We start from the raw sequence: 12,122 nt of genomic DNA on the forward strand, positions 1-12,122 counted from the left end.
GCTAGTGGGCGTCGTCCCAGTTGGCGCCGACGCCGACGTCTACGACCAGTTCCACGTCCAGGTCGGCGGCCCCGCTCATGGCCTTGCGCACCAGCGTGGTCAGGTCCTCCACCGCCGCGTCGGCCACCTCGAACACCAGTTCGTCGTGCACCTGCATGATCATGCGCGCGTCAATCCCGGTGTCCTCGAGGTCGTGCGCGACCCGTACCATCGCGCGCTTGATGATGTCGGCGGCCGTGCCCTGCATCGGGGCGTTGATCGCGACACGCTCGGACTGCTGGCGCCGCGCCCCGTTGCGGCTGTTGATCTCCGGCAGGTACAGGCGGCGGCCGAACAGGGTCTCGACGTAGCCGTTCTCGCGCCCGGAGGCGCGCGCCCGTTCCATGTAGTCGTGCACGCCGGGATAGCGGCTGAAGTAGCGGTCGATGTACTCGCGCGCCTCGCCCTGCTCGATGCCGAGGTTGCGCGCCAGGCCCCAGGCGGACATGCCGTAGATCAGGCCGAAGTTGATCGCCTTGGCCGCGCGGCGCTGATCGCCGGAGACCTGCTCCGGGTCCAGCCCGAAGACCTCGGCGGCGGTTGCGCGGTGGATGTCCTGACCCTCGGCAAAGGCCTTCAGCAGGCCGGCATCCTGCGACAGGTGAGCCATGATGCGCAGCTCGATCTGCGAGTAGTCTGCCGCCAGTAGCTGGTGGCCCTCTTCCGCGATGAACGCGCGGCGGATGCGCCGGCCGGCCTCGGTGCGCACCGGGATGTTCTGCAGGTTCGGCTCCGAGGATGACAGCCGCCCGGTGGCCGCCCCCGCCTGGTGATAGGAAGTGTGCACCCGACCGGTCTCCGGGTGGATGCGCCGGGGCAGGGTCTCGGTGTAGGTGCTGCGCAGCTTGGACAGGCCGCGGTGCTCGAGGATCAGGCGCGGCAGGGCGTAGTCGTCCGCCATCTGCTCCAGCACGTCCTCGGCGGTGGAGGGCTGGCCCTTGGGTGTGCGCCGCAGTACCGGCAGGCCCAGGCGTTCGAACAGGATCTCCTGGATCTGTTTGGGCGAGCCGAGGTTGAACTCGCCGCCGGCCTCCTCGAAGGCCTCGCGCTCGATGCGCTCCATCTCGGCCAGCAGCTCCTGGCTCTGCTCGCCGAGCCGATCCGGGTCCACCTTTACGCCGACGCGTTCGATATCCGCCAGCACCGGGACCAGCGGCATCTCGATCTCGCGGTAGACAAACGCGGGGCCTTCGGCCGCCTGCAGACGTGGCTGGAACACCGCATCCAGCTGCAGGCAGATATCAGCGTCCTCGCCGGCGTAATCGGTGGCGATGCCGATATCCACCTCGGCGAACGGGATCTGCTTCACCCCCTTGCCGGCCACGTCCTCGTAGTGCGTGGTCTTGTAGTCCAGGTGGCGCTCGGCCAGGGAGTCGAGGTCGTGGCGGTTGGCCCCGGCATCCAGGCAGAACGACTCGAGCAGGGTGTCGTCGACGATCCCGCGCAGGGTGATGCCGTGATTGCCCAGCACGTTGCGGTCGTACTTCAGGTGATGGCCCAGCTTGCCGTGGCGCTCCGACTCCAGCCACGGTTTCAGGCGCTCGAGCGTCTCCGCGCGCGGCAGCTGCGGGTCGGCGTCCGGCCCGGTGTGGGCCAGCGGCAGATACCACGCGGTGCCCGGCTCGAAGGCGAAGGACATGCCGACGATCTCGGCGCGCATCGCGTCGAGGCTCGTGGTCTCGGTGTCGAAGGCGACTCGGTCGGCCTTGTCCAGACGCTCCAGCAGCTCGGCCAGTTCGGCCTCCTCGCGCAGCGTCCGGTAGTCGCCCTTCGCCTGCGACGGGCCCGGATTGCCGTCAGCGGCCTCGTCCTCGCTACCCTCCAGCTCCGCGCGCCAGCGGGTGAAGCCGTAGCGGCGCACCATCTCCAGCAGGCGCTCGTGATCCGGCTCGCGGATGTTCAGGTCGTTGGGGCCGGCATCCAGCTCGACATCGCGCTTGACCGTGATCAGTTCGCGCGAGGTGGGCAGGCGCTCGGCCGCGGCGCGCAGGTTCTCGCCGATCTTGCCGCCGATGTCGTCGGCCTGCTCGAGGATGGTGTCGAGATCGCCGTACTTCGCGATCCACTTGGCCGCGGTCTTGGGGCCGACCTTGTCTACGCCCGGGATGTTGTCGACGCTGTCGCCCATCAGCGCGAGGTAGTCGACGATCTGCTCCGGGGCCACGCCGAATTTTTCCTGTACGCCCTCGCGGTCCAGCGTGACCCCGCTCATGGTGTTGACCAGGGTGATGCGGTCATTCACCAGCTGGGCGAGGTCCTTGTCGCCGGTGGAGATCACCACGTCATGCCCGGCTGCGGCGGCCTGATCGGCCAGGGTCGCGATCACGTCGTCGGCCTCCACGCCCTCGACGCACAAAAGTGGCAGGCCCATCGCCCGCACGAGTTCGTGCAGCGGCTCGATCTGGGCGGCCAGCTCGTCCGGCATCGGCGGGCGGGTGGCCTTGTATTCCGGGTAGATGTCGTCGCGGAAGGTCTTGCCCTTCGCGTCGAACACCACCGCCATGTGTTCCGGGCCGTAGTCCGCGCGCAGCTTGCGCAGCATGTTCGCCACACCAATCATCGCCCCGGTCGGGGCGCCATCCGGCGCGGTCAGCGGCGGCAGGGCATGGAAGGCCCGAAACAGATACGACGAACCGTCGACCAGAACGAGGGGGGCTTGTGACATCAATGCGGTATCCGTGCGGAAGGTGCGCGCCATTCTACAGCCCCGTTTTGTGCCGCGACCATTTGTACCGACCCGGGGCGCCCGTTACGCTTGGCCTTCGACACGAGGAACCCTCCGCATGAACGACCGCGAACGCGCCGAACACCCCGGCCTGCGCCCGATTGACGACTCCGCTCTGACCCGCGAAAGCTGGAAGATCTTCCAGATCATGGCGGAGTTCGTGGAGGGCTTCGAGCGCCTGGCGCACATCAAGCCATCTGTGAGCATCTTTGGCTCCGCGCGCTTTCCACCCGGACATCCGCATTACCAACTGGGCGAAGAAGTCGCCCGCCAGCTGTCGGATGCCGGCTTCGCGGTGGTGAGTGGCGGCGGCCCGGGCATCATGGAGGCCGCCAACAAGGGCGCCTTCGCCGGGCGCTCCCCCAGCATCGGCCTGAATATCCAGCTCCCCCACGAGCAAAGCGCCAACCCGTATCAGGACATCAGCCTGGGGTTTCGCCACTTCTTCTCGCGCAAGGTGATGTTCGTGAAATACGCCTCCGCCTATGTGGTCCTGCCGGGCGGTTTTGGCACGCTGGACGAACTGGCGGAGATTCTGACGCTGGTGCAGACCGGCAAGACCCGGCGCATCCCGATCGTGCTGGTCGGCTCCGAATTCTGGAAGGGGCTGCTGCACTGGTTCGACGACACTCTTGTGTCCGAAGGCACAATCGATGCCGAGGACCTGAAGCTATACTCGTTGGTGGATGCCCCGGAAGACGTGGTGGACGTGATCTTCGAGCATTACGAGGCGCGCAGCTTCGAGCCTTCCGCGGAAGAAAAGAAACGCATGATGGAGCTGTGAGCATGGCCGCTAAGTGCACCCATTATCCCGCCGCCCTCCTGGTCGGTCTGCTTCTCGCGCCGGCTCTGGCCATTGCCCAGCAGGAGCGCGAGTGGGACGATGCCCCGCCGCCGCCCGAGATGCCGGACGAGGCCGAGGCCGACCCCGCGCCGCCCGTGCTCGACGAACGCGCGCGCGAGCAGCGGGGCCTGGAAGAGGCTGACATTGTGATCATCGAACGCGACGGGGAGACCCGGCGCGAGTACCGCATGGGCGGGCAACTGGTGATGGTGGAGGTGATCCCCGCGGCCGGTCCCTCCTACTACCTGATCGACAGCACCGGCGACGGCCTGCTCGATCGCCGTCAGCGTGAGCTGGAACCCGATTTCGTACCGCCGTCCTGGGTGATTTTCCAATGGTAATGAACGAACACGACTGCCAGGCCTGTGCCGAGGCCTGCGGGGTGAGCATCGAGTTTCGCGAGGGCGAGGCCTTGCTGGCGGGGCAGCCCGTGCAGTGCCTGCGTCTGTCGGCGGATGCCGCCTCCGGTATCGAGGCGGCCCTGAAGGGTGCAGGCATCAGCCCGCTGGCCACCGCTGATGCCGACGGGACGCGGATTCTTTTCCTGGATCAAGGTCAGGCATTGCGCGAACCCCTGTCGGCCGAGGGCCCCGGAAGCCTCAACGCCCTGGGGGAGCGGGCCGCGAGCTGGCAGGCCCTGCACCCGGCGAGTGCGATGCCGGAGGCCACGGGCTATCGCCGCGGGGTGCTGCAGCAGCTTTTGCGCGAACGCGCCGATGCCCTGGGCCAGACGCTGTTGGCCGGCGAGCGGGAGACGCTGGATGCCGAACTCCACCACCAGAGCCTCTATCGTTTCGAGGATCTGCCGCTGGCCGGGAGCTACTGGCACTCGGTGCGGGTCTATTCGGAAGGGGCCGGGCTCGCGGATCTGGTGATGCCGCCGGCGCCGGTGCCCGCTTTCTGGCAGCTCGCGCGCATCGCATTGGCGATTGCGGTGGACGAGGCCGGCGAGATTCGAGCCGATGCCTACCGCGCGTTGCTTGCGGGCTACCATGCCAGACGCCCGTTGGCCGCGATCGAGCGCGGGGCCGCACCGACATTGCTGCGCCTGGCCGCACTGGACGACTGGATCGGTCGTCGCGAATCCGGCGCGACGGGCGAGGCCGAACGCCAGCGGCTCGTTGCGCTGCAGGGGCACGCCGCCCGTGTGCAGGGCATGTGGGTACGTGCCGCGTAGGTGGCTCGGGGGTTTCGGCCCAAGGAGATCGACGATGAACAAGGTCTGGGTGCTGTTTCTAGTCGCGATGTGCCTGCCGGCGCTCACCCAGGCCGAGGTCTATCGCTGGACTGACGACCAGGGCAATGTGCACTTTGGCGACCGTCCTCCCGAGGGCAGCGCCAGCGAGTCGGTCGATGTACGTGAGCCCATGCGCGGGGTGCCGCTCGAGGGTGCCCGAGAGATCCTTGAACGTCCGGTGCGGCCTCAGCAAGAGGAGGCCGATGCCAGTGGCTACGAACGCGTCGCGATTACGCAGCCGGAGGACGGGGCCGGCGTGCGTGCCAATGACGGCAATGTCACCGCCGAGGTGGCGCTGGAGCCCGCCCTGGATACCGAGGCCGGCCATCGCGTCGTCTGGCTGCTGAACGGCGAGGAGGCTGGCGACAGCACCGGCTCCAGTATCACCTTCGAGGGGCTCAACCGCGGCGAATACAGCCTGCAGGCGCGAGTAGAAGACGACGCCGGGCAGGAGCTCGCCAGCAGCGACACCATCCAGTTCAACGTGCTGCGCATCGCGATCCCGCGCGAACAGCAGCAACAACAGCGCCCGCAGCAATTCCCCCAGGGCGGCGCCCCGCAGGCCCCTCGGGCCCCCCAGGCCCCGCGCGCACCTCAGCCCCAGGTCCAGCAGATTCCGCAGAACTAGTCGGCCGCACCAACTCCGTGCGCATTCTGCCCCAATATGGTGCCGTATTTGCACTATAATGGGGCGGCGCTTGGTGATTGCCGCCACGGCCGCCTTGCCTGGGCGCTCTCCTGCCCGCGGATGATCCACCCTGTGCTGTGCCCCTGTTTGGCGCGATTCCTGCTTGAGGCCCGTTGATGAACAATCCTGTTGCCAAGCCCGCCCCAGCGCCATGGCCCTGGTGGGACGACCTGTCAACTGCCGTGCTGGTGACGGATGGCGAGCTGCGCCTGGTCAGCCTGAACAGTGCGGCCGAGGTCCTGCTGGGGCTTAGCCGCGAGCGTATCGTCGGCCACGGACTGGGGCAGTGCCTCAGGCTCGACCGCAGCCTGTCCAATCGGCTGCGGTCGGTGTTGTCACTCGATCAGCCGATTACCCTGCGCGCCCGACAGATGGAGCCACTGCGCGCCGAGCCCTTCCTGGCGGACATCACCATCACGCCTCTGCGCGGTGACGATGGCCGCGAGCCACAACTCTTGTTTGAACTTAACGCCATTGATCGCCATGAACGGATCAGTCGCGAGGAACAGCTGCAAAAGCAGCAGGCGATCACGCGTGCGGTGACCCGGGGGCTGGCCCACGAGATCAAGAACCCGCTGGGCGGCCTGCGCGGGGCGGCGCAGCTATTGGCCAGCGAGCTGGATGACGACGGGCTGAAGGAATACACCGGCATCATCATTCGCGAGGCGGACCGGCTGCGCAGCCTGGTGGATCGCATGCTGGGCCCGAACAACCTGCCCCGCCTCGAGGCCGTAAACCTCCACGAGGTGCTGGAGCACGTGCGCGGCCTGGTCAGTGTGCAACTGCCGCTGGGTCTGAAGATCCGCGGCGACTACGACCCGAGCATCCCGGATGTGCAGGCCGACCGCGACATGCTGGTGCAGGCCATCCTGAATCTGGTGCAGAACGCGGTGCAGGCGTTGAGCGAGGGCGGCGAGATCACCCTGGTCTCGCGCGTACTGCGCCAGTACACCATTTCCGGTCACCGCCACCGCCTGGTGGCACGCCTGAGCGTGCGCGACAACGGCCCGGGCATCCCGGAGGAGATCCGCGAGCGCATCTTCTTCCCGATGGTGACCGGCCGCGCCGCGGGCACCGGCCTGGGCCTGCCCATCGCCCAGAGCCTGATCCAGTTGCACAACGGACTCATTGAATGCCGTTCGCGACCGGGCAGCACCTCGTTCGACATCCTGCTGCCGATCGAACCCCAAAATGCCAAGGAGGCCGGCAACTGATGGACCCCATCGTCTGGATCATTGACGACGACGACTCGATCCGCTGGGTGCTGGATCGCGCCCTGCAGCGCGCCGGTATCAATGTGCGCGGGTTCGAGACGGCCGACGCGGCCTGGGCTGCGCTGGAGACTGACGAGGCCCCGGATACGGTGGTGGCCGACATCCGCATGCCGGGGCTGAACGGCCTCGATTTTCTCGCCCGTATGCAGACCCGCCCGGATCCGCCACCGGTCATCATCATGACGGCGTTTTCGGATCTCGAGAGCGCGGTCGGCGCTTACCAGACCGGGGCTTTCGAGTATCTGCCCAAGCCGTTCGATGTCGACGAGGCCGTGGCCCTTGTTCAGCGTGCGCTGGAGGCGCGGGCGACTGCGCAGCAAAATGCCGAGGGTGGCGCCAGGATCGAGGACACCCCCATCATCGGCGAGGCGCCGGCGATGCAGGAGATGTTCCGCGCGATCGGGCGTCTGTCGCGCAGCAATATCACCGTACTGATCAACGGCGAGTCCGGCACTGGCAAGGAGCTGGTCGCGAGGGCCTTGCACCAGCACAGCCCGCGGGCCGATCAGCCATTGATCGCGTTGAACACCGCCGCGATCCCGAAAGACCTGCTGGAGAGCGAGCTGTTCGGTCATGAGCGTGGCGCCTTTACCGGCGCCAGCCAGAGCCGCAAGGGCCGCTTTGAGCAGGCCGATGGCGGCACACTGTTCCTCGACGAGATCGGCGACATGCCGTTCGACCTGCAGACGCGTTTGCTGCGGGTGCTGGCGGACGGAACCTTCTATCGCGTCGGTGGGCATACCCCGATCCGGGTGGATGTGCGCATCATCGCCGCCACCCACCAGGACCTCGAGGAGCGCGTGCGCGCCGGGCTGTTCCGCGAGGATCTGTTCCATCGCCTGAACGTGATCCGTATCCATGTGCCGTCGTTGCGCGAGCGCCCGGAGGACATCCCGCTGCTGGTGCAGCACTTCATGGCCGAGGTGGCGTGCGAACTGGGGGTCGAGGCGAAGACCATGCGGCCGGAGGTGGTGCGCGAGCTGCAGCGTCTGCCCTGGCCGGGTAATGTTCGCCAGCTGGAGAACACCTGTCGCTGGCTGACGGTCATGGCCTCGGGACGTGAGGTGCACCTGGACGACCTTCCGGCCGAGCTGCATCAGGATGCGCCGCCCATGGAGACCCACGGAGGCCTGTCGGACGCGCAGATGGCCACGCCGCGTGACTGGACCAGCGAGCTGGCCCAGGTCGCTCGGCAGCACTGGCAACAGGGCGAGCGCGACCTGCTCGGCCGGGTTCTGCCACAACTGGAGCGTACGGTGATTCGCGAGGCGCTGAATGTGACCGGTGGGCATCGCCAGCAGGCCGCTGCCCTGCTGGGCTGGGGCCGCAACACCCTGACTCGCAAGATTCAGGAGCTGGGCATCGACGACGAGTAGGGCAGATCAGGTCGTGGGGTCTTCCGGGGCCGGGGCGGCGCAGGCGGAGATCGCGCTGTTGAGCTGCAGGCTCCCGGTCAGCTCGCTGACCTGCTGGATGCCGTGGCGATCCATGTAGTCGCGGATGCCGTCCAGGATCTTCGGCAGGCACAGCGGATCGTAGAACAGCCCGGTACCCACGCCCACGGTGCTGGCGCCCGCGATCAGGAATTCCAGCGCGTCGCGCGCATTCATCACGCCGCCCTGGCCGATGATCGGGACATTATGCGGTGCGGCCACCTGATAGACCTGCTGTACTTTCAACAGCGCGATCGGCTTGATCGCCGGGCCGGAGAGTCCGCCCTGGTTGTTGCCGATCACCGCGCGGCGGTTTTCCACGTCGACGGCCATCCCCATCAGGGTGTTGATCACGGCAAACCCGTCGGTCCCGGCATCGATGCAGCGGCGGCCATTCTCGGCGATGTCGGTCTGGTTGGGCGACAGCTTGGTGATCAACGGCTTGGAGGTCACGGAGCGGCAGGCCTCGACCACGCGCGCCGACATCTCCGGGTCGTTGCCGAACGCCACGCCGCCTTCTTTCACGTTGGGGCAGGAGATATTGATCTCGATGGCATCGATCGGCGAGTCGTCGAAACGCCGGGTGACCTCGATGTACTCCTCGATCGTGGAGCCCGAGACGTTGGCGAAAAAGCGCGTCTCCTCGAAATCCAGCGCGGGCAGGATCTCGTCCACCACCCGGTCCACGCCCGGATTCTGCAGCCCGATCGCGTTCAGCATGCCGTCCGGGGTCTCGTAGACGCGGTGCGGCGGGTTGCCCAGTCGCGCCTGGCCGGTCGTGCCCTTCAGGCAGATCGCACCCGCGTCGCGATTGGAGAACCCGGCAACCCGGGTGTATTCCTCGCCAAAGCCGACACAGCCGGACAGCAGCACCAGCGGCGTGTTCAAATGCAGCCCGCAGAAATCAACGGCCAGCCGCGGATCGGTGCGCGAATCACTCATGCTTCACATCGTCCTTTATGAACCGGAAATCCCGCCGAACACGGGCAATATTATTCGTCTGGCGGCCAACACCGGGGCGGCGTTGCACCTGATCCATCCGCTCGGCTTCGAGCTGGATAGCGCCCGGGCGCGCCGCGCCGGGCTCGACTATCACGAGCTGGCCCGGGTGCAAGAGTATGACAGCCTCGAACGGTGGCGGGAATCGATCCGGCCGCAGCGCGAGTTCGCCCTGACCACGCGCGGGCAGGCCCGTTACGACCAGGCCGGGTTCCAGTCCGGTGATGCCCTGTTGTTTGGGCCGGAGACCCGCGGACTGCCCCAAGCGGTACTCGACGCACTGCCTCCCGAACAGCGATTGCGTCTGCCCATGCAGCCCGATAGCCGCAGCCTGAACCTCTCCAACGCGGTGGCCGTGGTCGTCTACGAGGCCTGGCGCCAACTCGGTTTTCCGGGCGGGGTCTAGGGTCCGATGTGCTGGGCAGGACGCCGTGCTTTGCTCTAAGCTCGAAGGCGTGGCTCACGGCTGCGGGATCCCCAGTTGGGTCTTCTGCGCGGCTCCAATAAGAAGGGGTTCGGGATTCATGGTTTCTGCTTTTCGATCGTTCTGCCTGCTGGCCGCCACCAGCCTCCTCGTCTCGCCGCTCGCCGCGGATGAACCCACCGGTTCTGACAACTGGTGGTGGGATGACGACTGGTGGGAAGACGGCGTGCTGTATTCCGATCTCGAGAATCACGAGGTCGAGATCGAGCGATTCGAGTATGAGCGCGACGGCGTGGACATCCCGGCGCTGGTGGCGCGCCCCGCCGATGGCGAGGCCTATCCCGCGATCCTCTGGGCCCATGGCCGGCGCGGGCTGGACGATCTGGCGATCCTGCATGTGAAGCGCCTGGCCGCGCGCGGCTTCGTGGTGATGGCGCCGGACATGTACACCGGCCGTTTCATGGAAAGCCATCCGCTGGATCATGACTACGAGCTGGAGGGCGACCTGAACAAGGGATTGGATGTCCTGCTCGAGCGTGACGACATCGTCGGTGACCGGGCCTGCCTGGTCTCCATCACGCGCGGGGGCTACAAGACGCTTAAGGTGGCCGTGACCTTTGAGCGGCAGGTCGAGGATGTTGCCTGCTGGGCCGGCTACTACCCGCACCTGCAGGACCCGAACCTCGGCGAGCCGCACCAGGTGTATCGCTACGCCAACGAGGTCAATCAGCTCGAGATCCCGATGATGATCCTGATCGGCGACGAAGAGCAGTATCAGCGCCACCGGACCGCGAAGATGGCCGCGGACGGTCTGGAAAGCCGCGGCGGTGATGTGACCTGGATCGAATATCCAGGCGTTGGCCGCGGCTTCGATTTTCGCAATGGCAGCAACCGCACCTTCGCCGACGATCTCGCCTCTCGTGACGCGATGATCCGGGTCACCCGCTTTGTGAACCAGCATCTGCGCGACTGAGTTCTCCCTCGACTTCCTCCCCTGGCCTGCGAGCCGGCACCACCGACCCATCGGGTTGGTGGTGCCGTTGTGCCTTCAGGTCCTCTCGGGTCAATAAGTCTTTGATAATACAATTAAACGTTTCCGTGCGGAGAGTGCGGAATTTGCTATCTTCGGGCCTTATGTCACTGAGATGCCCGGTCGTTGCGCGGCCGATTCACGGTTGGAACGCACTAAAGTCGCAGAAGGAGGACGAAGATGGCCAAGGTTCTGATCGCCCAGGGTGGAGGCCCGACGGCGGTAATCAATCAATCCATGGTGGGCGCAGTCCTGGAAGCCCGGAAATTTACCGACGTCGAGCTGGTATACGGGGCCTTCCACGGGGTCCGCGGGATCATCGACGAGGAGTTCCTGGACCTGACCCAGGAGACCACCCACAATCTGGAGATGGTCGCGCGGACGCCCTCCTCGGCGCTGGGCTCTACGCGTGACAAGCCGGATCTCGACTACTGCAAGGAGATCTTCAAGGTCCTGAAGGCCCACGAGATCACCTACTTCTTCTATATCGGCGGCAACGACTCCTCCGACACGGTGCGTATCGTCAGCGAGGAGGCGCGCAAGGCCAACTATCCGATGCGTTGCGTGCATATCCCGAAGACGATCGACAATGACCTGGTGGAGAACGACCATACGCCGGGCTTCCCGTCCGCAGCGCGTTTCGTGGCCCAGGCCTTCGTCGGCGCCAACCTCGACAACTATGCCCTGCCGGGAATCTATCTGGCGGTGGTCATGGGCCGCCATGCCGGGTTCCTGACCGCGGCCTCCGCCCTCGGGAAGAAATTCCCGGACGACGGGCCCCACCTGATCTACGTGCCCGAACGCGTATTCGAAGTCGACCGCTTCCTGTCGGACGTCAAGGCGACCATGGACCGTTACGGGCGCTGCGTGATCGCGGTCAGCGAGGGGATCCATGACGCGGACGGTGAGCCGATCGCGACCAAGCTCGCCAAGGACGTGGAGAAGGATGCCCACGGTAATGTTCAGCTCTCGGGCACCGGCGCCCTGGCCGACATGCTCTGTGGCGAGATCCGGGACAAGCTGGGGGTCAAGCGCGTACGCGGCGACACCTTCGGCTATCTGCAGCGTGCCTTTATTGGCTGTGTCTCGGACGTCGACCAGCGCGAGGCCCGGGAAGTGGGCGAGAAGGCCGTGCAGTTTGCGATGTGGCAGGGCCGCGACGGCTCGGTCGCGATCAAGCGTACCGGCTTTTATTCGGTGGACTACGAGTACGTGCCGCTGGAGGCCGTCGCTGGCAAGACCAAGGTCATGCCGGACGAGTTCATCGATGCCTCGGGCACCGACGTCACCGACGCCTTCCGGATGTATCTGCGTCCGCTGCTGGGCTCGGGCATGCCGGATGCCTACCGCCTGCGTCAGAACAAGGTGACCAAGGTGCTCGGTCGCTAATAGCAAGAAAGCCCCTGGTCCCGTGTCCGGGCCCAGGGGC

At 66.4% G+C, this 12,122-nt stretch carries 11 protein-coding genes; 9 read left to right on the forward strand and 2 right to left on the reverse strand.

Annotation, left to right across the window (positions count from 1 at the left end; genetic code table 11):
- Position 1: 1 nt before the first annotated feature.
- Positions 2–2,704: a DNA polymerase I gene (gene polA / locus TK90_RS00215; RefSeq protein ID WP_028490871.1), complete on the reverse strand. Its 2,703-nt coding sequence runs from the start codon at positions 2,702–2,704 to the stop codon at positions 2–4.
- 118 nt (positions 2,705–2,822) lie between these two features.
- On the opposite strand from polA, the gene TK90_RS00220 reads away from it, so the two are divergent.
- The 6 genes from TK90_RS00220 (at position 2,823) to ntrC (ending at position 8,183) form a co-directional block, all read left to right on the forward strand.
- The gene (locus TK90_RS00220) at positions 2,823–3,548 is read left to right on the forward strand and encodes a TIGR00730 family Rossman fold protein (protein WP_012981461.1); all 726 of its coding nucleotides are present in this window, start codon (positions 2,823–2,825) and stop codon (positions 3,546–3,548) included.
- A 2-nt stretch (positions 3,549–3,550) separates the two neighbouring features.
- On the forward strand, positions 3,551–3,949 hold the full coding sequence (locus tag TK90_RS00225) for a DUF2782 domain-containing protein (protein ID WP_012981462.1): 399 nt from the start codon (positions 3,551–3,553) through the stop codon (positions 3,947–3,949).
- The gene (locus tag TK90_RS00230) at positions 3,949–4,785 is read left to right on the forward strand and encodes a hypothetical protein (protein WP_012981463.1); all 837 of its coding nucleotides are present in this window, start codon (positions 3,949–3,951) and stop codon (positions 4,783–4,785) included. The genes TK90_RS00225 and TK90_RS00230 overlap by 1 nt, the downstream gene beginning before the upstream one ends.
- Before the next feature lie 34 nt (positions 4,786–4,819).
- Positions 4,820–5,473: a DUF4124 domain-containing protein gene (locus TK90_RS00235; RefSeq protein WP_012981464.1), complete on the forward strand. Its 654-nt coding sequence runs from the start codon at positions 4,820–4,822 to the stop codon at positions 5,471–5,473.
- Positions 5,474–5,649: 176 nt separating this feature from the next.
- Positions 5,650–6,747: a nitrogen regulation protein NR(II) gene (gene glnL / locus TK90_RS00240; RefSeq protein ID WP_012981465.1), complete on the forward strand. Its 1,098-nt coding sequence runs from the start codon at positions 5,650–5,652 to the stop codon at positions 6,745–6,747.
- Entirely contained in the window at positions 6,747–8,183 is a 1,437-nt protein-coding gene (ntrC, locus tag TK90_RS00245; RefSeq protein WP_012981466.1) for a nitrogen regulation protein NR(I), read from the forward strand. The genes glnL and ntrC overlap by 1 nt, the downstream gene beginning before the upstream one ends.
- Before the next feature lie 6 nt (positions 8,184–8,189).
- On the opposite strand, the gene TK90_RS00250 is transcribed toward ntrC, so the two are convergent.
- Positions 8,190–9,182 (reverse strand): dihydroorotate dehydrogenase, encoded by a 993-nt coding sequence (locus tag TK90_RS00250; protein ID WP_012981467.1) that lies wholly within the window; start codon positions 9,180–9,182, stop codon positions 8,190–8,192.
- On the opposite strand from TK90_RS00250, the gene TK90_RS00255 reads away from it, so the two are divergent.
- The 3 genes from TK90_RS00255 to TK90_RS00265 all read left to right on the forward strand — a co-directional run bounded on the left by TK90_RS00255 (position 9,181) and on the right by TK90_RS00265 (position 12,082).
- A complete protein-coding gene (locus TK90_RS00255; protein WP_012981468.1) occupies positions 9,181–9,645 on the forward strand; it encodes a tRNA (cytidine(34)-2'-O)-methyltransferase in 465 nt (154 codons plus the stop codon). The genes TK90_RS00250 and TK90_RS00255 overlap by 2 nt on opposite strands.
- 118 nt (positions 9,646–9,763) lie before the next feature.
- Entirely contained in the window at positions 9,764–10,636 is an 873-nt protein-coding gene (locus tag TK90_RS00260; protein ID WP_012981469.1) for a dienelactone hydrolase family protein, read from the forward strand.
- 237 nt (positions 10,637–10,873) lie between these two features.
- Positions 10,874–12,082 carry a 6-phosphofructokinase gene (locus tag TK90_RS00265; RefSeq protein ID WP_012981470.1) on the forward strand — a complete coding sequence of 403 codons (1,209 nt, stop codon included), beginning with the start codon at positions 10,874–10,876 and terminating at the stop codon, positions 12,080–12,082.
- The last annotated feature ends 40 nt before the right edge of the window (positions 12,083–12,122 follow it).

Source organism: Thioalkalivibrio sp. K90mix (assembly GCF_000025545.1).
Classification (GTDB): domain Bacteria; phylum Pseudomonadota; class Gammaproteobacteria; order Ectothiorhodospirales; family Ectothiorhodospiraceae; genus Thioalkalivibrio.